Below are 23,479 nucleotides of genomic sequence, written 5' to 3' on the forward strand. Positions count from 1 at the left end.
GCGGTTTTGGGACGACGACACGCATAACAACGAGAACTGAAGCGCGTCGCGTGAAGACGCAACGCGCTTTAGGTGAAGCCGATGAAATCGTCGGGCGCGGCGCGGCCCATTTCTTCTTCCCAATGGCGGCGGCAGAGCGAGACATAGACATCCTTGCCGATCGCCACCTGTTCGCCCTGTCTCGCCACCTTGCCGTCCGCGCCGAGGCGCACGACCATCGTCGCCTTGCGGCCACAGCGGCAGATGGTGCGCACCTCGCGCAGATCGTCTGATATTGCCAGAAGCGCGCGCGAGCCGGAAAACAGCTTGCCCTTGAAATCCGTGCGCAGGCCGTAGCACATCACCGGGATATCAAGCCGGTCGGCGATGCGGGCAAGCTGCCACGCCTGCTCCTCCTCGAGGAACTGCGCCTCGTCGACGAAGACGCAATGCACGGTCGTATGGTCGTGATGCTCGGCGACCCGGGCGAACAGGTCGTCGCCGTCGCGGAACATCTCGGCTTCCGTCTCCAGGCCGATGCGCGAAGAGATCAGCCCGGTATCGCCCTTGCGGTAGTGGCCGGCGACGAACAGCATCGTCGTCATGCCGCGCTCGCGGTAATTGTACGATGCCTGCAGCAGCATCGTTGTCTTGCCGGCATTCATCGTCGCGTAGTGGAAGTACAGCTTGGCCATGCCGCCCTCTTAAGCCGAGTTGTCCCGGCGCGGGGAGGGGAGGTCCCTACATTCCACCAGGAAAGCGGCGAACGTGTCGCTGATCGGCCAGCCCGCGCCGTTGGTCGCGATTGTCTTATCGCTTGAAACCGCACCAGAATGGTGTTTGGCTGACGAAACAAGGCGGAGACAAAAACCGCAACTTCGCTTCGCCGATAGATCACAATGGGAGAATACATGATGTCGCGTATGAAACTATTCGCCGCCGGCTTCGGTCTGGCGGCATTTCTTTCCGTGGGCGGCGCACTCGCCGCCGAGCCGGAAAGCTGCAAGCCGGTGCGTTTTGCCGATGTCGGCTGGACCGACATCACCGCCACCACCGCTACCGCCAGCGTCATCCTCGAAGCGCTCGGCTACGAACCCGACGTGCAGGTACTGTCGGTTCCGGTCACCTACACCTCGCTGAAGAACAAGGACGTCGACGTCTTCCTCGGCAATTGGATGCCGACCATGGAAGCCGACATAAAGCCCTATCTCGAAGACAAGTCGGTCGAGACGGTCGTGACCAACCTCGAAGGCGCCAAGTATACGCTCGCCGTGCCGCAGCATACCTATGACGCCGGTCTCAAGGATTTCGCCGATATCGCCAAGTTCAAGGACAAGCTCGACGGCAAGATTTACGGGATCGAAGCCGGCAATGACGGCAATCGCCTGATCCTCGACATGATCGCCGCCGACAAGTTCGGCCTGAAGGATTTCGAGCTCGTCGAAAGCTCGGAGGCGGGCATGCTGTCGGCGGTGCAGAAGGCGGCCGCATCGGGCGAAGACGTGGTCTTCCTCGGCTGGGAGCCGCATCCGATGAACACCAACATCAAGATGGCCTATCTGTCGGGTGGCGACGAGGTGTTCGGCCCGAATTTCGGCGGTGCGACCGTCGCCACCAATGTCCGGGCCGGCTACACCACCGAATGTCCGAACGTCGGCGCGCTGCTCAAGAACATGGTATTCTCGCTCAAGATGGAAAACGAGATCATGGGTGCGATCCTCAATGATGGCGCCGACCCGAAGGCCGCGGCTACCGAATGGCTCAAGGCCAATCCGGACGCGATGACGCCATGGCTCGCCGGTGTGACGACCTTCGACGGCGGCGACGCCGCGGCCGCCGTGAAAACCGCGCTGGGTTCGTAGCAGACTTACACCCTCCCCCTTGTGGGGAGGGTCGGCGCGGCACGCGCCGCAGTGGGAGTGGTGTAGAACGGAGCATAACCGTGACCACCCCACCCCGCTCCGCTGAGCGGTTCGACCCACCCGCCAGGGGGAGGGTGAAGAAAATGAGGGGACATTTGCCATGGATCCGGTTTCGCAACTGATTTCGAGCTTCAAAATCCCGATCGGGCGGTGGGGCAAGACCTTCTTCGACTTTCTGACCACCAATTTCGAGTGGTTTTTCGACAGTATCGCCGACGGGCTCACCGTCGTTCTCGACGGGCTGGTCGATCTTTTGCTGCTCGTCCCGCCGGTTCTCCTGGTTGCCGCCATAGCCGGGCTTGCCTGGTACCTGCAGAAATCATGGAAGCTGGCGCTTGCCGTCGCGCTCGGCCTCCTCTTCATCGTCAACCAGGATCTCTGGCAGGAAACCGTCGAGACGCTGGTGTTGGTCGTGGGCGCCGCTGCGGCTTCCATGGCAATTGGCGTGCCGATCGGCATCTGGGCGGCGCATAACGAGCGTGGCTACCGCTATCTCCAGCCAATCCTCGACCTGATGCAGACGATGCCGACCTTCGTCTACCTCATCCCGGTGCTCATTCTCTTCGGCCTGGGCATCGCTCCCGGCCTCATCGTCACCGTCATCTTCGCCGCTCCCGCGCCGATCCGCCTGACGCATCTCGGCATCACCTCGGTGCCGAAACCGATGATCGAAGCCGGCGAAGCCTTCGGCGCGACAAAACGCCAGCTCCTGTGGAAAGTGGAGCTGCCGGCGGCGCTGCCGACCATCATGGCGGGGCTGACACAGTGCATCATGCTCTGCCTCTCCATGGTCGTGATCGCAGCGCTCATCGGCGCTAACGGCCTTGGTAAGCCGGTGGTGCGCGCGCTGAACTCGGTCAACATCCCGCTCGGGCTCGAAGCCGGCCTCGCCATCGTCGTGCTCGCCATCATCCTCGACCGCATCAGCCGCATCGGCACGGGGGCCGCCAAATGAGCGCTGCGGTCGATTTCAAGAATGTCGACATCGTCTTCGGCGCGGCGCGCAAGGAAGCGCTGGCGCTCGTAGACAGGGGCGCGACGCGTCAGGAAATCCTGGAAAAGACCGGCGCCGTGCTCGGCTGCGCCGGCGCCAATTTGACCGTCAACGAGGGCGAGATTTCCGTCCTGATGGGCCTCTCCGGCTCCGGCAAATCGACGTTGCTCCGCGCCGTTAACCTGCTCAACGTGCCGGCGCGCGGCAACGTCATGGTCAAGGACGGCGACCGCATGGTCGATGTCGCGACCTGCGACGCCGCCACGCTGCGCCACATCCGACAGACGCGGGTCGCCATGGTGTTCCAGCAGTTCGGCCTTCTGCCTTGGCGCACCGTAGCGGAAAATGTCGGCTTCGGCCTCGAGCTTTCCGGCGTGCCCGAAGCCGAGCGCAAGGCGCGCGTGGCACGCCAGTTGAAGCTCGTCGGCCTCGACCAGTGGGCGTCGAAATACGCCCATGAGCTTTCCGGCGGCATGCAGCAGCGCGTCGGCCTGGCGCGTGCCTTCGCCACCGAAGCGCCGATCCTGCTGATGGACGAGCCGTTCTCGGCGCTCGACCCGCTGATCCGGACCAAGCTGCAGGACGAGTTGCTGCAGTTGCAGGCCGAGCTGAAGAAGACCATCATCTTCGTCAGCCACGACCTCGAGGAAGCGCTGAAGATCGGCAGCCACATCACCATCATGGAAGGCGGCCGCATCGTGCAGACCGGCGCGCCGGAAGACATCGTGCTGCGCCCCGCCAACGACTATGTCCGCGACTTCATCGCCAATGTGAATCCGCTCTCGGTGCTGACCGCCTGGAACGTGATGCGCGACCGCCGCGACCTCGAGCACGGCGAGGACGGCTGGGTGTGGCTCGACCGCCGCAAGACGACGCGTTTCAAGATCGACGAGCACGGGCTGGTGGCGGCGGCCGAGCGCGACGGCAAGCCGGCGTTCTGGGTGTCCTGCGCCGATGTCGAGGCGCAGCCGGAGGAGACGACGCAGGTATTCTGGGCCAATCCCGGCACCTCGCTGAAGACGGTGATGCTGGCCATGCACCGCTCGCAGACCGCACCGGTGGCGCTGTTCGACGACCAGTCGCGCTTCGTCGGCGCCATCGGCATTAGGGACGTGCTGAGTGCGGTGTTGCGGCGGTAGCTATTTCTAAACGAAACGGCCCGTATCGTTTCTTCGCAGTCTGCGCGGCTTGGCGGCGGTCCCATATAGGCACGGAATTGTGAACGGTCGCGCCCGCCGGGACGGCGGTTTGTAAGCGGCTCAAAATGGACGACCACTTTTGCCTATGTCAGAATAAAAGCGAAACTCTTGCGAGCAGTTGCCGGTTCAGATGCCTGAGATCGTCACCAAACCCCGCGCCAAGACGAAGCCGCAAATCGAACGGCCGAAGCTCTACAAGGTCATTCTCCTCAATGACGATTTCACGCCGCGCGAGTTCGTGGTGACGGTGCTCAAAGGCGAATTCAAGCTGAACGAAGACCAGGCGCGGCGGGTGATGATCACCGCGCACCAGCGCGGCGTCTGCGTCGTCGCCGTCTTCACCAGGGACGTCGCCGAGACTAAGGCGACGCGGGCGACCGATGCCGGCAAGGCCAAGGGCTATCCGCTGATGTTCACGACGGAGCCTGAGGAGTAGTGCTCCTCCCTGGCCTCGGCTCCCCCGTCTGTGCCGTTGACAATTGGCGAAACCAATTCGCGACCGCGTCTTTCTCCCCGTCACTATACGGGGAGAAATGTCCGGCAGGACAATGAGGGGCGGCGCCGGGGGTGCCAATATTTAACTTAGGTTGCTCGTGGAGATTGCTAATCACTTCAGGCTGGCGCCGCCCCTCATCCGCCTGCCGGCACCTTCTCCCCGTGAACGGGAAGACGGCGCGCTACCGCCCCTCGCGGTACCACATCGAGCCCAATGCCAGAAGCAGCAGGCCGAGGCCGAGAAACCCGCCGAACAGCGGCACGCGCGAGACGGCCTTCAGCACGCTGTCGTCGGTGGTGCGCAGGCCGATCCAGTCGTTGCCGGCCGCCGCGCCCGTGGAGCGGACCGGGACGACCGAGGGCAGCGTCACGCCGCCGGTGAGGTTGCCAAGGGCCGATGATGGCGCCAGCCGGCGCACGCTGCCGCCGGTGGCCTCAGCCGGCGCTTTCAGCCGGTTCTCGGTCGAGACGACGTCGGTGAATTCCGGTGCGTTGACCGGGCCGACATGAGCAAGCGCCTTCAGGTCGCCATTGCCGACCTGGTAGAGGCCGATCTCGCTGGTCTCGATGCTGCCCAGGAAGACGCCGGGTTCGGCTCTCTCGAGCTTGACGGTCATCGCCTTGCCGGACGGGGTGATGATCTGCGCCGGGCCGGGATCGTCGCTCATCGTCTGGCGGCGGATTTCCAGCATCATGCCGCGGCCGTCGGCGGTCAGCCGCTCCTCCTCGAGTTCGGGCTCCTTCATCAGCCAATGGGCGATGCGGCGATAGAGCTGGACATGCGGGCCGCCGCCCTCGAAGCCGCGCGCCCACAACCAGCCCTGGTCGGACAGAAACATGCCGACGCGGCCTTCGCCTTTGCGGTCGAGCAGGAGTAGCGGACGGTTGTCCGCCCCCTTCATCACCGCCTCGCCCTCGGGGTTTTCGACGCCGATGGTGCGGAACCAGCGGCTCCAGTGCGGCGGCTCGGTGGCGGAGCCGTCGAGCCCGCGCGTCACCGGATGGCGCTGGCCGAGTTCGGTGAGGCGCGGGTAGAAGGCCTTGTCGACGACTTCGCCGGTCGGCATCGCCGGCAGCGCCGACATCAAAGGCGTGCGGGCGATGGAACTTTCGCCGGCATATTCGGGCCCTGCCGCGATCAGCAGCGCGCCGCCCTTTTCGACATATTCGGCGATGTAGTCGTAGTAGAGGATCGGCAGCACGTCGCGGTGCTGGTAGCGGTCGAAGATGATCAGGTCGAAATCCTTGATCTTCTCGACGAACAGCTCGCGCGTCGGGAAGGCGATCAGCGACAATTCGTTGATCGGGGTGCCGTCCTGCTTTTCCGGCGGCCGCAGAATGGTGAAGTGGACCAGATCGACCGAGGCGTCGGATTTCAGAAGGTTGCGCCAGGTGCGCTCACCGGCATGCGGCTCGCCGGAGACCAGCAGTACGCGCAAATTCTCGCGGATGCCGTCGATCAGCGCGATGGCGCGGTTGTTGGTGTCGGTGAGTTCGTCGGGCTCGGGATCGATGGCGAGTTCGACGATGTTGCGGCCGGCGCCGGGAATGGTCACTTGCAGCGGCATGGCCTGGCCGATGGTGGCGCGCTCGACCGAAACCTGCTCGCCATTGACCGACACGCGCACGTCGACCGAGCCGCCCTCGTTATTGGTGCCGATGACGCGATAGGTCATTTCGAGCGGCTTGCCGACCAGACCGAAGCGCGGCGCATTCTCGAAGCGGATGCGGCGATCCTTTTCCTGGTCGTTGCCGGTGATCAGCGCGTGCAGCGGGGCGTTGAAGTCGGGTGTGCCGCCGGGGGCGTCATGCACCTCGCCATCGGTGATCATGATGGCGCCGCCGATGCGCGACGGCGGTACGTCGCGGAAAGCGCTTTCAAGCGCGCCGAAAAGCCGCGTTTCGGTGCGCTCCTCGGCGGCTTCCGACTTGCCGGCCTCGACGACGCGGACGTCGAACTGCTTGAAGCGGCCGAGGCGCTGCTGAAGCCCGGCCAGCGCGTCGTCGGTCTGCTTGGTGCGCTCGCCAATGTCCTGGCTCTGGCTGCGGTCGACAACGACGGCGACGACGCTTTTCAGCGCCTCGCGCTCCTCATCGAGGAACACCGGGTTGACCAGGGCCGCACCCAGCGCGAGCAGGCCGGCGAGACGGAAGACCGCGCCGCGCTGGCGAAACCACAGGCCGACCAACGCCAGCAGCAACAGCGGCGCCAGCACCAAGCCGAGCAGCGGCCAGGAGATGAGGGGTTCGAAGGCGAGCGACCAGTTCATGGCTTATTGCCCCAGCCGTTCGAGCAACACAGGCACGTGCACCTGATCGGATTTGTAGTTGCCGGTCAGCATGTACATCATGATGTTGACGCCGGCGCGCAGCGCATAAATGCGCTGCATCGGGTCTGACGGCACGGTCGGTAAAAGCGGGTCGCCATTCTCGTCGACCGCCCAGGCGCCGGCGAAATCATTGGCGGTGATCATGATCGGCGAGACGCCGTCGCCGGTGCGCACCGGGCGGTTCTCGGTGTTGGCGGCTTCGAGCGACGCCGCGACCCAGAGGGGACCGCCGGCGAAACGTCCGGGAAACTCAGGCAGGATGTAGAAGGATTTGGTCAGCACATGGTCCGACGGCACCGGTTCCAGCGCCGGCACGTTGAGATTGCCGAGGATGTCGCGCAGCCGCTCCGTCGCCGGACTGGCCGAATCCGCGCCGATGCCGGTAGCGAACTGGTCGCGCGTGTCGAACAGCACCGTGCCGCCCTGCTGCATATAGGCGTCGACGCGGGCGATCGCGGCCTGGCTCGGCATCGGTGCGGCAGGGTCGATCGGCCAGTAAATCAGGGGATAGAAGGACAGCTGGTCCTTCGAGATATCGACGCTGGCCGGCGCCCCCGGCTCGAGCGCGGTCTTTTCGATCAGGAAGCGGGTCAGGCCCTCCAGCCCGGCTTGGCTGATCGAATCGACGCTCCGTTCGCCGGTCTGTACATAGGCGATCCGGGTCTTGGAAATGTCCTCGATCGCCCGAGCGTCGCCGGGTTTGGCATCGCCGGGTTGGGCATCGTCGGCGCGGGCGGTGTCGGTGTGGCCGACCAGGGCGCCGAGCGCAATCAGCAGGGCGGCGGTGGTCGCAGCAGCCGTGCCGGCGCGGCGCGGCCGGCGCGAGAACAGGCCGCCCATCCAGAACACGGCCAGCGTGTCGAGCACCATCAGCAAGAGAGCTGCCGCCACCAGCGGGCCCTTCAAATTGTGCGATTCGTCGAAAGCGTACTGGATGGTGGTGACCGGCACGGTGATCTGAGGACGGACCAGCGGTGCGAAGCTGCTTTCGGCATTGAGCAGATTGTGGGCGAGGACGCCGGTTTCGGAGCCGTACAGGCCAGGCGGGTTCTCGAACGTCACCGGCAGCGGGCCGGCACTCGGCACCAGCGGCCGTGCATCCGGCGTCGGTGGCACCAGGGTGCCGTCGGCTGATATCATGCGGTAGGGCGCCAGCGAGGTGGCGGCGGCCTCGGCATTGGCGACCGCTGCGCCCTGGTTGCGCGACAGCTGCACGATGCGACGCAGCATCTCGACGAAGCTGCCGGAGATCGGCAGGTTCGACCAGGTCGCCTCCGGCGTGACGTGGAACAGGACGAGCGTGCCCTTGCCCTTCTTCATCCCGGTCACCAGCGGCGTGCCGTCGGCAAGCGTGGCCCAGGTGCGCTCGACGATATCAGGCGTCGGCTCGGCCAACACCTGCCTGGTGACGGTGACCTCGGCGGGCGGCGCGAGGTCGGAGAAGGGACCGGTCTTCGGAAAATCGGTAACCGGCTGCGGTGTCGTCCACGACAGCGCGCCGCCGAGCGAACGCTCGCCGGTACGCAGCCTGACCGGCAGCAGGTCGTCGTCATTGCCGGCGGCGACCAGCCGCGAGCCGGCGAACCGTACTAGCGTGCCGCCATTGTCGACCCAGTCGACCAGCCTTTGCCGCACATGCTCCGGAATGGTGCCGACATCGGCCATGACGATCATCGCCGGCTTCTGGTCGAGGAGCTGGGGGATGGCATCGGCAAGATCGGCGCTCGACGGTTCGGCTAGATCGGCGAAGGGCTGCAGCGCGCGGCGGATGTAGTAGAGCGGCGACAAAAGCGGCTGCGCCTGGTCGGCTTCGGCCTGCGACAGCAGCCCGACGCGGCGGCGCTTGGAATTCTCGTCGAGCACGCGGACGGCGCCGGCCTGCCGCTGGCCGTCGAGCGCGATCGAGGCGAAATCGTTGCGCAGTTCGAACGGCACCGCCATGGTGCCGGTGGCGGTGGATTCGCCCGGTGAGAAGGTCAGCGTGGCGTCGGCGATACGGCGGCCCTTGTCGTCGAAGGCGCCGGCCGTCACCTGAGCCGGCGCCGGATCGCCCGGCGCGCGGATGGCGGTCAGCTCGAAGCCGTCCACCTGGTTGTCGGCGCCGGTCAGGCCGATCAGGCCAGTCCGGTCGGAGGCGGCCCAGACCACACGGGCGGCGTTCTTCGACAAAAGCGTATTGAAGGCGGCCTCATCGCCTTCCGCCGCTAGCCCGTCGGCGAGCACGGCGACGCTGGCGCCCGGCAAAGTCTCCAGGGTTGCCGCAACTCGGGCGTAGACGGCAGGGCGGTCGGTCGGGATCGGCCGCGGCTTTGCCGCGCGCAGCCGGTCGAGCGCGGTGGCGGCGTCGAACGGGCCGATCTCGGCATTCGGCTTCTCGGCGGTGAAGGCGATGATCACAGGCACGCCGTTGGAGCTGGCATCGGTGATCAGCCGTTCGGCCGTGGCGACGCGCTGGCCCCAGTCGGCGGCACTTGCCCAGTCATTGTCGATGACCAGCGCTAGGGCAGACCCCTCGGCCGGCAGTCTTTCACGCGGGTTGAATACAGGTTCGGCCAGCGCCGCAACGATAAGGGCGGCCATCAGCAGCCTGAGCAGCGTCAGCCACCACGGGCTCTGCTGCGGCGTCTCCTCGCGCTTCAGCACCCGCGCCAGGATCTTCAGCGGCGGAAAGACCTCGGTCTGCGGCTTGGGCGGGGTGAACCGCAAAAGCCACCAGATCACCGGCAGTGCCAGAAGGCCCCACAGCACCATCGGCGCCCCGAAGGAGAGCGGCAGCCAGCTCATGCGCGGATCCTCCCGGCTGAGCTGCCATCGACGGTCATCGCCATGTGAACACGCACCAGCGCATCGGAGGCAAGGCGGTCGGTGTGGTTGACGGTGAAGCTCCAGCCGAGCCGCTTGCACCAGTCGGTCAGTTCCTGACGGCGGGCGATGTAAAGCAGTCGGTATTCATCGCCCAGCGTTTCGGCACGGCCGGCGGTCAGCTTGTCGCCGGTCTCCGGATCGGTGAATTCGGTACGGCCGGCATAGGGGAATCTCTCCTCGGCGGGGTCGGCGACCTCGATCAGATGGGCACGCACGCCGTGGCGGGCGAGCACGTCGAGCCAGGCCATGGTGTCCTCGACCGGATCGAGGAAGTCGCTGACGATGACGATGTCGCAGAAGCGACGGATGGCGGACAGGTCGGGCTTTGCCGGCAGCTCGCCGGCATGGGTGAGCTGCGCCGCGATGCGTTCGGCGCCGTTGCGGGCGGTGAACGGATCGGTCAGTCCGGGCCAGGCGATGCGCTCGCCGCTGCGCGACAGAAGCTCAGCCATGGCGAGCGCCAGCACCAGAGCGCGGGACTCCTTCGAGACGGTGGCCCCGGTCGATTTGTAGAGCATGGAAGGCGAGGGGTCGGCCCACAGCCACACCGTATGGGCGGCCTCCCATTCGCGGTCGCGCACATAGATGTGATCGTCGCGGGCCGAGCGGCGCCAGTCGACACGCGAGGAATCGCCTTCGACATAGGGCCGGAACTGCCAGAAATTCTCGCCGATGCCGCGCTTGCGGCGGCCGTGCCAGCCGGCGATCACGGTGTTGACGATGCGGCGCGCCTCGACCAGCAGGTCCGGCACCAGCGAAGCCCGCAACCGGCCGCGGGCGAGCGCGTCACGCGTCGCCGCCGGTGCCTGGGCCTCGCCTATACGCGCCATCAGATGCCTTTTGCCAGTTTCGCCACCACGTCGCGTACGGTCGTGCCCTCGGCACGGGCGGCAAAGGTCAGCGCCATGCGGTGCTGCAGCACCGGCTCAGCGAGCGCTCTGATATCGTCGATCGACGGCGCCAGCCGCCCGTCGTAAAGGGCGCGGGCGCGGGCGCACAGCGTCAGCGCCTGGCTGGCGCGCGGGCCTGGGCCCCAGGCGACGTGCTTGTCGGTCTCGGCATTGCCCTGGCCGGGGCGCGCCGAGCGCACCAGCTGGAGGATCGCCTCGACGACGCTTTCCGGCACCGGCATGCGGCGAATGAGGGTCTGGATCTCCTTCAGCCGCGCCGGCTGCAGCACGTTCTGCGCCTTGGCGTCCTCGATGCCGGTTGTCTCCAGAAGGATGCGGCGCTCCGCCTCGATTTCCGGATAGAGGATGTCGACCTGCATCAGGAAGCGGTCGAGCTGCGCCTCGGGCAGCGGATAGGTGCCCTCCTGCTCCAGCGGGTTCTGCGTCGCCAGCACATGGAAGGGTGCCGGCAGGTCGTGGCGGACACCGGCAATGGTGACGTGGTATTCCTGCATCGACTGCAGCAGGGCCGACTGGGTGCGCGGCGAAGCGCGGTTGATCTCGTCGGCCATCAGCAGCTGCGCGAAGATCGGCCCGGAGATGAAGCGGAACGAACGCTTGCCGAATTCGTCCTGCTCCATCACCTCGGAGCCGAGAATGTCGGACGGCATCAGGTCGGGCGTGAACTGGATGCGGCGAGAATCGAGGCCGAGCACGATGCCGAGCGTCTCGACCAGCTTGGTCTTGGCAAGGCCGGGCACGCCAACCAGCAGCGCATGGCCGCCGGCCAGCAGCGCCACCAGGGTGCGTTCGACGACGCTTTCCTGGCCGAAGATGACGCGGCCGACGCCATCGCGAACCCTGGAAATGTCGGCCAGCGCCGTCTCGGCCTGTCCGATCATATCCTTTTCGCTGATCGGGCTTTCCTTGATCATCACGCTCATGCAGCATCGATCCTTCTCGTTGGAAATACCGGCTTGCACCTTCGACGCTGCAGAGTGCCGCGATTCGGCCTCGCATGGCGCCTGTCTTTGAACTTAAATCACAGACTTAGGCTGACAAGCGGAACAACAGTGACTATTTCGTGACCATGACAGAACGCGCCGACGATCGTGAAGAGAACCTGACGGCCGCCACCGAGGCGCGCGGGCTCGAGGCGCTCGTCTCCCGCGCAACGCGTGCAGGCAAGGGGCCGGCGCCGGTGGAGCGCTGGAATCCGGCTTTTTGCGGCGATCTCGACATGGAGATCAGAGAGGACGGCACCTGGTTCTACCATGGCACGCCGATCGGCCGCATGCCGCTGGTGCAGCTGTTTTCCTCCGTGCTGCGCAAGGACGAAGACGGCAAGACCTATCTGGTAACGCCGGTGGAAAGGGTCGGCATCCGCGTCGTCGACGCGCCTTTCATCGCCGTCGAGATGGACGTTTCCGGGACCGGCGATGGCCAAGTCATCACCTTCCGCACCAATGTCGGCGATGTGGTGGAGGCCGGTCCGGAGCATCCGCTGCGCTTTGTCGACGAGGATGCGACCGGTGGCCTGAAACCCTATGTGCTGGTGCGCGGACGGCTGGAAGCGCTGGTGGCGCGGCCGGTCATGTACGAACTGGTCGATCATGGCGAAGAGATCGAGGTCGGCGGCAGAAGGATGTTTGCCGTCCGTTCGAGGGGCGCGGTCTATCCGATCATGCCGGCCGAAAAACTGCAGCGGCTGAGCGCATGACGGATAGCGAATGATGGACCAGGTGACGCGATGGACCAGATGACACTATGGACCAAGTGACGGGGGCGCCGTTTTCCGCCGCGGATTTTCGCGCCCGCGTCGCGGCACAGCCGCTGGCGCATGCCGCCGACGATTATGGCGACCATCGCTTCAACCCCGGCCATCCGCGTTTGAAGCTCGCAAAGGCGCTGCGCGATGCCGCCGTGCTGATCCCGGTGGTCGATCACGGACGCGATGCCACGGTTCTGCTGACCAAACGGGCGGAAAACCTGCGCAACCATTCGGGGCAGGTGGCCTTCCCGGGCGGCACGATCGATCCTACCGACCCGAGCCCGGAGGCGGCGGCATTGCGCGAGACGTTCGAGGAGATCGGCCTCGGGTCGGACCGGGTCGAGATTATCGGCCGCATGCCCGATTACGTCTCCGGCAGCGGCTACCGCATCGCCCCGGTGCTGGGAATAGTGCGGCCGGGTTTTTCACTGACGCTGAATCCCGAGGAGGTCGACGCCGCTTTCGAAGTGCCGCTGCGCTTCCTGATGGACCCGGCCAACCACGGCCGCGACAGCCGCATGTGGAACGACCTCGAATGGGTCTTTTACGAGATGCCTTATGACGGACAACGCATCTGGGGCGTCACCGCCGGCATCATCCGCACGCTTTATGAAAGGCTCTATACGTGAGCGGCCGGGTGTCGCTCGCGGGCAAAGCCGACTGGCTCGGCGAACGGCACCTGCAGCGCCTGCTGACGGTTCTGGCGGATGGCGGCGAGGAGGCGCGCGTCGCCGGCGGCGCGGTGCGCAATGCGCTCATCGGCCAACCGGTCGCCGACGTCGATATCGCAACCACGACCATGCCTGATGAAACCATCCGCCGCGCCGAGGCGGCGGGCTTCAAGGCTGTGCCGACCGGCATCGAGCACGGCACCATCACGATTGTCGCCGGCGGGAAGCCGTTCGAGGTGACCACGCTGCGTGCCGACATCGAGACCGACGGACGGCGGGCCAAGGTGTCGTTCGGGCGCGATTGGAAGGCCGATGCGGAACGGCGCGATTTCACCATCAACGCGCTCTATGCGGAGGCCGACGGCACGATCGTCGACCTGGTCGGCGGCGTCGCCGATATCGAGGCGCGCCGGCTGCGCTTCATCGGCGATCCGGAGGCGCGCATCCGCGAGGATTATCTGCGCATCCTGCGCTTTTTCCGCTTCTTCGCCTGGTATGGCAACGGCCGGCCGGATGCGGAAGGGCTGAAGGCTTGCGCCCGGCTCAAGGAGGGGCTTGGCCAACTCTCGGTCGAGCGCGTCTGGTCCGAGTTGAAGAAGCTGCTGTCGGCCCCCGATCCATCGCGCGCCTTGCTGTGGATGCGCCAGGCCAGCGTGCTTACCAGCGTTCTGCCGGAGAGTGAGAAATGGGGCATCGATACGATCCATGCGCTGACCAGGGCCGAGAAGGATCTGGGCTGGACGCCGGACCCGCTGCTCAGGCTGGAAGCGATCGTGCCGCCGGACGCCGCGCGGCTGAAGACCCTCGCAGAGCGGCTGAGATTCTCCATCAGTGACGCCGGCCGTCTGCGGCAGTGGGCGCTGACAGCGCCTGTCGAGCCGAAGACGACCGAAGCGGAACTCGCCAAACGGCTCTATCGTGGCGATCATCAGGGCCTTGTCGATCGCTTGCGGCTGTCGCTCGCTTCGGCTCGAGGCCGCGCCGTAGAGGACAATGACGCGCTGCTCGAAGCCGGCGGCTTCTCGCGCCTGCTGGCTTTCGCCGGAAAATGGAAAAAGCCCGACTTTCCGCTCAAGGGCGCCGATCTGACGACGCTTGGCGCGTCGCCCGGACCGAAACTCGGCGCAACCTTGAAGAACCTCGAAAACGAATGGGTCGAGTCCGGCTTTGCGCTGGATCGCGGCGCACTCCTCGAGCGCGCCGCAGAAGCACTCGAAGGTTAGGCAAAATCAGGCCGCGTCGCGGGGCTTTTCGATGCGCGAACGGATGGCTTCGATCATCGTCTCGCGGATGATCGTCTCGCCATGCGTCTCACGCATGTGCTCGACCGCACGCCGCATGATCTCGGCTTCCTCGTCGGCGCGCGTGTGCCAGTCACAACCCGGAACGAGCGAGCCGCAGTGGAATTCCTTCATCGGATTTCTCCCTTCCTCCTCGGAGCGTCGCATCTGCTCTGACACGGAAGCTCCAGCACCTTTTGATCAACGCATGATCCCTGTCGGAAACCGGTCCGGTTTTCGGGTCATGCTTGGGGGAGCAAGCATAACACGATCGAATGGTTTTGGTTGCCGCGGAGACCAAAAAAGGCGGAGCATCGCTGCTCCGCCCTCTTAACACTACCCCGGAGACAAGACTGTGTCTTGCTCTCGGGGCAAGACCTCGTCTGGCTCCAGGGGGCAGGCGATCACTTCATGATCCTGACTGCCTCGGCAATTTTGTGCTTGCCGCTCATGTCCCACGAAACGCGGACCTTTTCGCCGGGCTTCAGGCCAGGATTCTTGAAGGCCTTGGGCAGCGTAAAGGTAGATCCGTTATCCAGAACAAGGCTCATGGCCGTTCCATCATAGGTTTTGACAGTGCCCGTGGTGTGCTTGACCGCTGCAAAGGCAGCGCCACCAGAGGCAAGAACGGCAGCAGCCGCAACCGACATAATAAGCTTGCGCATGGCATGCTCTCCTGGAAAATGAGGGCACCATTTTGGGAGGGTGCCCCACTCAATTATAGGCCGTCCGGTCGCGTCGGGTCGCGGTTCTAGGGAGGATGAACCGCCGGCGTTTCCCGGCCCGGAACGAAAAATAGTCCTGTTTTTTCAAGTGGATATTAGACGAAAAAGATATTCTTCGCGCCACATTCGCCGCCAAAATCAAACGATTTGGACCTCATTGCGGCTCACGTCCGACTCACCGAGATTTTACGGCCATTTCACTTCCGGCGGCAGGCTGGACAGAATCGAAGCGACGTTGCCGCCGGTCTTCAGTCCGAAGATGGTGCCGCGATCGTGAAGCAAGTTGAATTCGACATAGCGGCCACGGCGGATGAGCTGCTCTTCGCGGTCGCCGTCGGTCCAGTTGTCGTTGAAATTGGCCTGCACCAGATGGCCGTAGACGACGAGAAAAGATCGCCCGACATCCTGGACGAAGTTGAAATCGGCGTTCCAGCCGCCTTTGTCCTCACCCGAATGCAGCCAATCGAAGAAGATGCCGCCGGTGCCGCGCGGTTCGTCGCGGTGCGGCAGATAGAAATACTCGTCGCACCAGGCCTTGAATTTCGCGTGGTCGGCGACGCCAGCGTTCTTCTCGCAGGCGAATCGCATGGCCCGGTGGAAGGCAACCGTGTCCGGGTCGTCCTGGCTGCGGCGACGGTCGAGCACCGGGGTCAGGTCGGCGCCGCCGCCGAACCACTGGCGCGAGGTGACGACCATGCGGGTGTTCATGTGCACGGCCGGCACGTTGGGGTTCCACGGATGGGCGATCAGCGAAATGCCGCTCGCCCAGAAGCGCGGGTCTTTCTCGGCGCCCGGCATCTGCTTCCTGAACTCCGGCGAGAACTCGCCATAGACGGTGGAGGTGTGGACGCCAACCTTCTCGAAGACGCGGCCGTGCATCATCGACATGATGCCGCCGCCGCCCTTGCCGGTGTCACGCTCCCACGGCGTCTTTTCGAAGCGGCCGGGCGACCATGAGGCCTGCGGCCCCTGCAGATCCTGCTCGATCTGCTCGAAGGCGACGCAGATGCGCTCGCGCAACGTCTCGAACCACAGCCGCGCCTTCATCTTCTTCTGTTCGATGTCGGCCGGCAGCCCCGCCGGTATTTCGGGTCGTTGCAAATGCTGTCTCCATTGTGGGGGCGCGTACCCCGACAAATGACTCGTCTTTTCCGGCCGCGATCCCTAATCTCTTAGGTGCAAGGGTCAAGTGTGAATGGAGTTCTTTCGTGCGCACCCCGGCAAGACCGCCGCTGGATGGCCTGAAGAAGAGGCTCGACCGTTCGCGCGCCGAGCGCGCGCGCATGCCGCGCGACGGGTTCCTGCGCGAGACCTTCGTCCTGCCGCGCTCCGATGCGCGGCTTAAGGCGAAGGAGTGGTTCGAGCGCTTTCCCAAGCAGGCCTACTGGACCGAGATCGAAAGCTGGTTCGAGCGGCCAGGCGACGTCATCGAGTTCACCATCAGGCGATTGCCGGCAGCGGATTAACGAGCGACCAACAGCCGCCTTGCTCCTGGGCCCTGGGCGCTCAATCGGTCTTCCTTGTTCCGCAGCGGGCACTTGTCGATCGACATGCAGCCGCAGCCGATGCAGTCGGTCAGCCCGTCGCGCAGCTTCTTCAGCTGGGCAATCTTTTGATCGAGCTGGTCGCGCCAGGCCGTTGAAAGCAGGTTCCAGTCCTCGCGCGTCGGCGTGCGGCCTTCAGGCAGCGATTCAAGTGCGGCACCGATCTCGGCCAGCGAGATGCCGACCTCCTGCGCGATCCTGATGATCGCCACACGCCTCAGCACGTCGCGGCTGTAGCGCCGCTGATTGCCTGATGTGCGGTGGCTGCGGATCAGTCCGCGCGCCTCGTAGAAATGCAGCGCCGATACCGCCACCCCGCTGCGCGTGGCCACCTGGCCGACCGTCAGTTCCGTCACCGCCATTCGAATTTTCCGCTTGACCTCAAGTTAAGTTGAGCTTGTAACGAAGAAACCCTGGACATGCAAACCGCAGGAGAAGGCGATGTGCGCCTGGGTGAGAATGACCAGAAAGGGCGCGGTCATTGGGCAGGAAGCAGCCGGGGGCCAGAAAGCGGCAGTGTTCGCTGCGCCCACCGACGGTCTGCGAATGCTATCCGAGCTGCCGGATCGCCTCGCCGGCCACCATGGCCACGGAAAGCGCGACGTTGAGACTGCGCGCGCCCGGCTGCATCGGGATGATCAGTCGCGCATCCGCCGCCTTGTGGACAGGATCCGGCACGCCTGCGGATTCACGGCCGAACAAAAGAATGTCGGCGTCGGTGAAGGCGAAATCGGTGTAGGCGGTCGCGGCTCTGGTCGACAGCAGCACCAGCCGCCGCGCTTCGCCTCTGCGCCAGTTCTCGAAGGCGTGCCAGTCGACATGCCGGGTCAGAGCCGCCATTTCGAGATAATCCATGCCGGCCCGTTTCAGCGCCCGGTCGGAGAGCGGGAAGCCGGCCGGGTCGATGATGTCGACGTCGAGACCGAGGCAAGCCGCAAAGCGCAGGATTGTCCCGGTGTTGCCGGCGATATCCGGCTGGTAGAGCGCGATGCGGAGACGGTTGTTCATTTCCGCATCCTTCTAGTAAGTGGCAGATCGGCCACAGCAGGTTCGCGGTTTTGGAAATTGCTGGACCGGCGGGTGGTCATTTTCTGCGAAGTCGGTTATACGCCGGGCATTGTCAACCCGAACCGATGGAGGGGAATTCATGATGATCATGTACATCCAGCGCCCCTCTTGTGGGCTTACCAGCCTGCCGGCGGTTTCGGTACGACGATTCTCCTGACGCTTTAGACTTCGATCGCACCGATTCTTCGCCGAAACCTTTTTCGGTCTTCGAAGGAATCCTGCGATGTTTTTCAAGCTGTCGAAGGGGCTGAACGCCCCACCTGGACACGCCCCTGGTCAATCCCGGCCTTCGCTGGCCTTGCCTTTCGCCGGCCATTCGCCCGCGAACAGGCCGGACTTTTTTCCGTATTTTCACATGGAGGACGAACCGATGTTCGATCCCTGCAAAATTCCCGGTTCAAGAAGCCTGCACGAGCGCAGGATGGCGACCTCAGCGCTTTTGATCGGCGAAACCTATTCGTCTGCGGCTCACGCCGAGACCCGTCGGCGCCCGCATCGCGGCATGCTGCCGGACGTCGATTTCTCGCGCGCGGTTCCCGATCACAGCCGGCCGTCGCTGGTGCGCCGGATCATCAGGCTGATCCGCCCCGGCACAAAAACCGGCGCGAAACTTCGGGTCGTCGACACGGCGTTGTCAGGATCGTCAAGCGAGCCTGTCGGCGAAAAGCCCGCGACATCCTATATTGCGCGAAGCAGGACCGGCGGCCCGGGTGATTCCGGGACGCCGGTCTTTGACGCTACGCGCTCCAAGGATGCCACGCGCTCCGCGCCGCGTGAGCGAAAACAAGCACATGAGTACCAAGACAATGTTCCGCTGGTTTGAAACAAGGCTCGATCCGTTCCCTGCCGAGGAGCCGGTCGAGCCGCCGAAGACGCTGATCGCCTTCTGCGTGCACTATACGCGCGGCGCCTGGCCCTACATCGCTGTCGATGCGATGCTGGTGACGGCTATCGCCCTTGCCGAGGTCTGGATGTTCGGCTTCATGGGCCGGATCGTCGACTGGCTGTCGGCGCAGAACCGCGAGACGTTCCTGCAGACCGAAGGCTGGAAACTCGCCGGCATGGCTTTCATCGTGGTCTTCGCACTGCCGGCGACGGTCTGGTTCCATGCGCTCCTCAATCAGCAGACGCTGATGGGGAACTATCCGATGCGTATCCGCTGGCAGGTGCATCGCTACCTGCTCAAGCAGTCGATGGCCTTCTATCAGGACGAGTTCGCCGGGCGCATCGCGACCAAGTTGATGCAGACCGCGCTCGCCGTGCGCGAATGCGTCATCAAGCTCATCGACGTGCTCAACTATGTCGTGGTCTACTTCCTCGGCATGCTGTTCATCGTCGGCTCGGCCGACTGGCGGCTGGCGGCACCGCTTGCCGTCTGGTTGGCCGGCTATGTCTTGCTCCTGCGCTATTTCATCCCGCGATTGGGCAAGGTTGGCGAGGAGCAGGCCAACGCGCGCTCGACCATGACCGGCCGCGTCGTCGACAGCTACTCCAACATCCAGACGGTCAAGCTGTTCTCCCATGCGCGGCGCGAAGCGTCCTTCGCCCGGGAAGGCATGGCCGGCTTTCTCGATACGGTCTACCGGTCGATGCGGCTGGTGACGCAGCTCTACGGCCTGCTCTACGTCCTGAACTCGCTGCTGTTGTTTTCGGTCACCGCGATCTCGCTGTGGCTGTGGCTCGGCCAGGTAGTGACGATCGGTGCCGTCGCTCTGGTCATCGGCCTCGTTCTTCGGCTCTGGGGCATGTCGCAATGGATCATGTGGGAGATGTCCACCCTGTTCGAGAATATCGGCACGGTGCAGGACGGCATCAGCTCGATCTCGCTGCCGCGTGTCGTCGAAGACAGGCCTGGCGCCAAGGACATTGTCGTCACCAAGGGCGAGATCCGTTTCGAGGACATCCGCTTCCACTACGGCAAGCAGAAAGGCATGATCGAAAACCTGTCGCTGACGGTGAAGCCGGGCGAAAAGGTCGGCATCGTCGGCCGCTCGGGCGCCGGCAAGTCGACGCTGGTCAACCTTCTGTTGCGCTTCTACGACCTTGAAAACGGCAAGATCCTGATCGATGGCCAGGAAATAGCGGCGGTGACGCAGGATTCGCTGCGCGCCCAGATCGCCATGGTCACGCAGGACACCTCGCTGCTGCATCGTTCGGTGCGCGAGAACATCCTTTATGGCCGGCCGGACGCCAGCAACGAGATGCTGGTCGAGGCAGCACGCCGCGCCGAGGCACTTGATTTCATATCAAGGCTTTCGGACGCCAGTGGCCGCACCGGTTTCGATGCGCATGTCGGCGATCGCGGCGTCAAATTGTCCGGTGGCCAGCGGCAACGCATCGCCATTGCCCGCGTTATGCTGAAGGACGCGCCGATCCTCATTCTCGACGAGGCGACGTCCGCGCTCGATTCGGAGGCCGAGGCGGCGATCCAGGAGAACCTTTACAAGCTCATGCAAGGCAAGACCGTCATCGCCATCGCGCACCGGCTCTCGACCATCGCGGCGATGGACCGGCTCGTCGTCATGGACAAGGGCCGCGTCATCGAGGATGGTTCGCATGAGGAACTCGTCGCCAGCGGCGGGCTCTATGCGCAGCTTTGGCAGCGCCAGTCGGGCGGCTTCCTGCTCGACGACGGTGCCGCCGCCAACGATGCCATCGCTAGGGGTCAAGCAGCAGAGTGATGGCAGCAGAATGATGGCCGCCGAATGATGATTGCCGTCTATCGCTGGTTCGAGAACTGGGTCTATCCGTTCAGGGAGCCTGCGAATCTTCGGCCACCGGTCAGCGTCAGCGGTTTCCTCTGGCACTATGTCGGCCAGGCGAAGGTCGCTTTCTTCGCCATGCTGGTCATCGGCGGCATTGCGCCGCTGGTCGAGGCCGGGCTGTTCTACTTCGTCGGCAGGCTGGTCGACATTCTCGACCAGCTCCCCGGCGAGCGCAGCTGGCACGCGCTGTGGACTGCCGCCGGTCCCGAACTTGTCTTCATGGCCGCCGTGGTGCTGGTCCTCCGCACCATAGTCGTCGGCCTGGCGGCGCTGGTCGACGAGCAGACGATCACCCCCGGCTTCTACAATCTGGTGCGCTGGCAGGCGCACCGCCATGTCTCGCGGCAGTCCTACGACTTCTTCCAGAACGATTTCGCCGGCCGCATTGCAACCAAGGTCTGGCAGGCCGGCCAGGCGACCGGCGATTTGATGGAAAGCTTCATCGGGGTCGTCTGGTTCATGGTCGTCTACACGGTGACGACGCTGGTGCTGGTCGCCGGTCTCGACTTGCGGCTGGCGGTGCTGGTGGTGATCTGGATCACCGCCTTCGGCTGGCTCGCCAAGCGCTATCTGCCGGCGATCCGCAAACACGCCGAGGCAACCGCCGAGGCCGGTTCGATGATCACCGGCCGCATCGTGGATTCCTATTCGAACGTGCAGACGCTGAAGCTGTTCTCCGCCGACGGCGACGACCGCTACATCAGGAGCGGCTTCGATATCTATCTCGACGCGCTGCGCCCGTTCACCCGCCGGCTGACCGGCGTGCGCATGGCGCTGACGACGCTGTCGGGGATCATGATCACCGCGATCGCCTGTTTTGCCGTCTATCTCTGGGTCGAAGGCTCGACCACGGTCGGCGCCGTCGCCTTCACGCTGTCGCTGGTGCTTCGGCTCAACATGCTGCTCGGCCGGCTGATGATGCAGCTCAACGGCATCCTGCGGAATCTCGGCGTGCTGGAAAACTCCAAGGCGCTGATCTCGCAGCCGCTCGGCCTGACCGACGCACCCGACGCCAGGGAGCTTGTCGTGACCGGCGGCCGGATCGATGTGAAAAAAGTCGAGTTCCACTACGGCAAGGGATTCGGCGTGCTCAACGGCATCGACCTTGTCGTGCGGCCGGGCGAGAAGGTCGGACTGGTCGGTCCGTCCGGCGCCGGCAAGACGACACTGGCCAATCTGATCCTGCGCCTCTACGACGTAGAGGGCGGCAAGATCACTATCGACGGCCAGGATGTTTCAAAGGTGACGCAGGATTCGCTGCGCGCCAATATCGGCGTTGTCAGCCAGGATACTGCGCTTTTCCACCGCTCGCTTCGCGACAACATCAAGCTCGGTATGCCGGAAGCGACCGACGCCGAGGTGATCGCGGCCGCGAAGAAGGCCGAGGCGCACGACTTCATCCTCGACTTGCGCGACAATCGCGAGCGCCAGGGCTACGAGGCCTTTGTCGGCGAACGCGGCGTGAAATTGTCTGGCGGCCAGCGCCAGCGCGTGGCGATCGCCCGCGTCTTCCTAAAGGACGCGCCGATCCTGATACTCGACGAGGCGACGTCGGCGCTTGATTCCGATATCGAAGCGGCCATCCAGGAAAATCTGGCGATGCTGATGGAGAACAAAACGGTCATCGCCATCGCGCACCGGCTGTCGACCATCGCTGCACTCGATCGTCTGGTGGTGCTCGACGGCGGCCGCATCGTCGAGCAAGGCACGCATGACGAACTGGTGGCGCTCGACGGGCTCTATGCGCGGCTGTGGAAGCGGCAGTCCGGCGGCTTCCTGTTCAACGAGGAGAGCGTGCTGGAGGAGACGCGGCCGGCGGAGTAGGGCCAGATTTCAGCAAAAACCGGAGTGGACCATGTCGGTGCGAATGCCATCGAATTTCGGACGATCGGGGACGCAGGAGAGCGCGCTCGACCTGCTCGGCCATGAAATCCTCGGCGAAAAGGCGGCGGCGCTCGGCCGCGCCGGCCGACGCGTGGATGAAACGCTGGCGAGGTTGCGTGAACATGGCGATGAAGGCGAACAACGTGCCCGGCTGCTCAAGGCCGCGGCCGAGGCCGTCCACGCCTATTTCATCCAGCGCGAATTGTGCGGTTTGCGCAAGCACGACGCGGTGATCCGGGAATACAACATTCCCAAGGCCGTGCTGGCTAGGCTCGGCGCGAAATAGATACCAGTGGTAAAAATCTGACGCTTGGTACCGAAGACGAAATACCGATTTCGACCCGTTCAAGAAGTTCGGGTGCGAGTGCACTATGGTGCAAGGCGGCCCAATTGCTGACTTTCCCGCACTCAATCTTTCTTGCGAAGACGATCCAACATTGAGCGCAATCAGCGCTTATACGCCCTTAAGACTTCAAAGGTTTAGCGGCCAATCGGTCTTCTGCCGGGTGGTCGCATACGGTCAGCCGTCACTCCGGCAACCCCGCGATCCGCATGTGTTCGATCCAGCGGTCGAGGCTTCCGGGCGCGGTCCATATCTTCTCCCACTCCCTGCGTTCCTTGCTGATCGATTCGCCGGGCGAATCCTGGAGGAAAACCGCTAGCGCTTCCTTTGCCTCCCGCTCGTTTCCCAGACAAGCGTGGATCCCCGCAAGCATTCGGTGTGCGCCTGTCGGGATTCTAGACATTTTCCGCATCGCCGCCAGCGCAGCGCGGCAATCGTTCTTTTCCCACAGTGCCCAGCCCATCTGCCAGTGGAGCAAATCAGAGTGAAAAGGATCGATGCCCTTGGCCTGTTCGATCCGATCGGTCGCTTCGTCGATGCGGCCAATATACAGCAGCGGGTCCGTACTGCCGTGAAGGATGCTTGAATTGCTGGGATTCAGCGCAATTGCCTGATCGAACTGTGCAAGGGCCTGCTCGATCTCTCCGGCTTCGGTATGGATGCGGGCGCGGATATGATGTGCCTCGGCATCGTCGGGAGCGAGCAGGATTGCCTTGTCGGCGTACTCGGCGCCACGCTTCAAGGCCTTGTCTCG

The 23,479-nt window shown here is 64.4% G+C and carries 23 protein-coding genes; 12 read left to right on the forward strand and 11 right to left on the reverse strand.

The features are described from left to right. Nucleotides 1–68: 68 nt before the first annotated feature. Complete coding sequence (locus AC0L25_RS19320) at nucleotides 69–674, reverse strand: thymidine kinase (protein WP_473596980.1); 606 nt, start codon at nucleotides 672–674, stop codon at nucleotides 69–71. Nucleotides 675–893: 219 nt separating this feature from the next. Between AC0L25_RS19320 and AC0L25_RS19325 the strand changes: the two genes are divergently transcribed. From AC0L25_RS19325 to clpS, 4 genes are all read left to right on the forward strand, one after another. Continuing rightward, nucleotides 894–1,841, forward strand: coding sequence for a choline ABC transporter substrate-binding protein (locus tag AC0L25_RS19325; protein WP_473596981.1), 948 nt, complete (start codon nucleotides 894–896; stop codon nucleotides 1,839–1,841). Nucleotides 1,842–2,001: 160 nt separating this feature from the next. Beyond that, entirely contained in the window at nucleotides 2,002–2,856 is an 855-nt protein-coding gene (gene choW, locus AC0L25_RS19330; protein WP_095494431.1) for a choline ABC transporter permease subunit, read from the forward strand. Further along, nucleotides 2,853–4,034, forward strand: a complete 1,182-nt coding sequence (gene choV, locus AC0L25_RS19335) for a choline ABC transporter ATP-binding protein (protein WP_473596982.1) — start codon at nucleotides 2,853–2,855, stop codon at nucleotides 4,032–4,034. Before choW ends, choV begins: the two co-directional genes overlap by 4 nt. A gap of 190 nt (nucleotides 4,035–4,224) precedes the next feature. Next, entirely contained in the window at nucleotides 4,225–4,530 is a 306-nt protein-coding gene (gene clpS, locus AC0L25_RS19340) for an ATP-dependent Clp protease adapter ClpS (RefSeq protein ID WP_473596983.1), read from the forward strand. A gap of 241 nt (nucleotides 4,531–4,771) precedes the next feature. Here the strand turns inward: clpS and AC0L25_RS19345 are convergent, their stop codons facing one another. Genes AC0L25_RS19345 through AC0L25_RS19360 form a run of 4 tightly spaced genes read right to left on the reverse strand, consistent with a single transcriptional unit; the run spans nucleotide 4,772 to nucleotide 11,618 of the window. Then, nucleotides 4,772–6,859 carry a hypothetical protein gene (locus tag AC0L25_RS19345; RefSeq protein ID WP_473596984.1) on the reverse strand — a complete coding sequence of 696 codons (2,088 nt, stop codon included), beginning with the start codon at nucleotides 6,857–6,859 and terminating at the stop codon, nucleotides 4,772–4,774. A gap of 3 nt (nucleotides 6,860–6,862) precedes the next feature. Next, complete coding sequence (locus tag AC0L25_RS19350; RefSeq protein WP_473596985.1) at nucleotides 6,863–9,703, reverse strand: DUF4159 domain-containing protein; 2,841 nt, start codon at nucleotides 9,701–9,703, stop codon at nucleotides 6,863–6,865. Next, nucleotides 9,700–10,614, reverse strand: a complete 915-nt coding sequence (locus AC0L25_RS19355) for a DUF58 domain-containing protein (RefSeq protein WP_473596986.1) — start codon at nucleotides 10,612–10,614, stop codon at nucleotides 9,700–9,702. Before AC0L25_RS19355 ends, AC0L25_RS19350 begins: the two co-directional genes overlap by 4 nt. Beyond that, a complete protein-coding gene (locus tag AC0L25_RS19360) occupies nucleotides 10,614–11,618 on the reverse strand; it encodes an AAA family ATPase (protein ID WP_352953013.1) in 1,005 nt (334 codons plus the stop codon). The genes AC0L25_RS19355 and AC0L25_RS19360 overlap by 1 nt, the downstream gene beginning before the upstream one ends. 146 nt (nucleotides 11,619–11,764) lie before the next feature. On the opposite strand from AC0L25_RS19360, the gene AC0L25_RS19365 reads away from it, so the two are divergent. The 3 genes from AC0L25_RS19365 to AC0L25_RS19375 are packed head-to-tail and all read left to right on the forward strand — an operon-like array spanning nucleotide 11,765 to nucleotide 14,339. After that, entirely contained in the window at nucleotides 11,765–12,394 is a 630-nt protein-coding gene (locus AC0L25_RS19365) for a DUF1285 domain-containing protein (RefSeq protein ID WP_473597011.1), read from the forward strand. Between the two features lie 47 nt (nucleotides 12,395–12,441). Beyond that, nucleotides 12,442–13,074 carry a CoA pyrophosphatase gene (locus AC0L25_RS19370; RefSeq protein WP_473596987.1) on the forward strand — a complete coding sequence of 211 codons (633 nt, stop codon included), beginning with the start codon at nucleotides 12,442–12,444 and terminating at the stop codon, nucleotides 13,072–13,074. After that, nucleotides 13,071–14,339 (forward strand): CCA tRNA nucleotidyltransferase, encoded by a 1,269-nt coding sequence (locus AC0L25_RS19375; RefSeq protein ID WP_473596988.1) that lies wholly within the window; start codon nucleotides 13,071–13,073, stop codon nucleotides 14,337–14,339. The genes AC0L25_RS19370 and AC0L25_RS19375 overlap by 4 nt, the downstream gene beginning before the upstream one ends. Before the next feature lie 6 nt (nucleotides 14,340–14,345). Here the strand turns inward: AC0L25_RS19375 and AC0L25_RS19380 are convergent, their stop codons facing one another. The 3 genes from AC0L25_RS19380 to hemF all read right to left on the reverse strand — a co-directional run bounded on the left by AC0L25_RS19380 (nucleotide 14,346) and on the right by hemF (nucleotide 16,222). Beyond that, nucleotides 14,346–14,531 (reverse strand): DUF1059 domain-containing protein, encoded by a 186-nt coding sequence (locus AC0L25_RS19380; protein ID WP_029349897.1) that lies wholly within the window; start codon nucleotides 14,529–14,531, stop codon nucleotides 14,346–14,348. A 269-nt stretch (nucleotides 14,532–14,800) separates the two neighbouring features. After that, nucleotides 14,801–15,061 carry a DUF1344 domain-containing protein gene (locus tag AC0L25_RS19385; protein ID WP_473596989.1) on the reverse strand — a complete coding sequence of 87 codons (261 nt, stop codon included), beginning with the start codon at nucleotides 15,059–15,061 and terminating at the stop codon, nucleotides 14,801–14,803. A gap of 246 nt (nucleotides 15,062–15,307) precedes the next feature. Beyond that, nucleotides 15,308–16,222: an oxygen-dependent coproporphyrinogen oxidase gene (gene hemF / locus AC0L25_RS19390; RefSeq protein WP_473596990.1), complete on the reverse strand. Its 915-nt coding sequence runs from the start codon at nucleotides 16,220–16,222 to the stop codon at nucleotides 15,308–15,310. Nucleotides 16,223–16,329: 107 nt separating this feature from the next. Between hemF and AC0L25_RS19395 the strand changes: the two genes are divergently transcribed. After that, the gene (locus tag AC0L25_RS19395) at nucleotides 16,330–16,587 is read left to right on the forward strand and encodes a hypothetical protein (RefSeq protein WP_192356034.1); all 258 of its coding nucleotides are present in this window, start codon (nucleotides 16,330–16,332) and stop codon (nucleotides 16,585–16,587) included. On the opposite strand, the gene soxR is transcribed toward AC0L25_RS19395, so the two are convergent. After that, a complete protein-coding gene (soxR, locus tag AC0L25_RS19400) occupies nucleotides 16,584–17,027 on the reverse strand; it encodes a redox-sensitive transcriptional activator SoxR (protein ID WP_473596991.1) in 444 nt (147 codons plus the stop codon). The two genes, AC0L25_RS19395 and soxR, sit on opposite strands and share 4 nt — an antisense overlap. Before the next feature lie 187 nt (nucleotides 17,028–17,214). Then, complete coding sequence (locus AC0L25_RS19405; RefSeq protein WP_473596992.1) at nucleotides 17,215–17,673, reverse strand: tRNA (cytidine(34)-2'-O)-methyltransferase; 459 nt, start codon at nucleotides 17,671–17,673, stop codon at nucleotides 17,215–17,217. Between the two features lie 481 nt (nucleotides 17,674–18,154). Here AC0L25_RS19405 and AC0L25_RS19410 point away from each other — a divergent pair, with 481 nt between their 5' ends. Genes AC0L25_RS19410 through AC0L25_RS19425 form a run of 4 tightly spaced genes read left to right on the forward strand, consistent with a single transcriptional unit; the run spans nucleotide 18,155 to nucleotide 22,668 of the window. After that, on the forward strand, nucleotides 18,155–18,556 hold the full coding sequence (locus tag AC0L25_RS19410; protein WP_473596993.1) for a hypothetical protein: 402 nt from the start codon (nucleotides 18,155–18,157) through the stop codon (nucleotides 18,554–18,556). After that, nucleotides 18,540–20,414, forward strand: a complete 1,875-nt coding sequence (locus AC0L25_RS19415) for an ABC transporter ATP-binding protein (protein ID WP_473597012.1) — start codon at nucleotides 18,540–18,542, stop codon at nucleotides 20,412–20,414. The genes AC0L25_RS19410 and AC0L25_RS19415 overlap by 17 nt, the downstream gene beginning before the upstream one ends. Nucleotides 20,415–20,438: 24 nt before the next feature. Further along, on the forward strand, nucleotides 20,439–22,322 hold the full coding sequence (locus tag AC0L25_RS19420) for an ABC transporter ATP-binding protein (RefSeq protein ID WP_473596994.1): 1,884 nt from the start codon (nucleotides 20,439–20,441) through the stop codon (nucleotides 22,320–22,322). A 31-nt stretch (nucleotides 22,323–22,353) separates the two neighbouring features. Further along, nucleotides 22,354–22,668 (forward strand): DUF6665 family protein, encoded by a 315-nt coding sequence (locus AC0L25_RS19425; protein WP_473596995.1) that lies wholly within the window; start codon nucleotides 22,354–22,356, stop codon nucleotides 22,666–22,668. A gap of 241 nt (nucleotides 22,669–22,909) precedes the next feature. On the opposite strand, the gene AC0L25_RS19430 is transcribed toward AC0L25_RS19425, so the two are convergent. Next, nucleotides 22,910–23,467 (reverse strand): tetratricopeptide repeat protein, encoded by a 558-nt coding sequence (locus AC0L25_RS19430; RefSeq protein WP_473596996.1) that lies wholly within the window; start codon nucleotides 23,465–23,467, stop codon nucleotides 22,910–22,912. Nucleotides 23,468–23,479: the final 12 nt, after the last annotated feature.

Source organism: Mesorhizobium sp. WSM4813, from assembly GCF_055811555.1.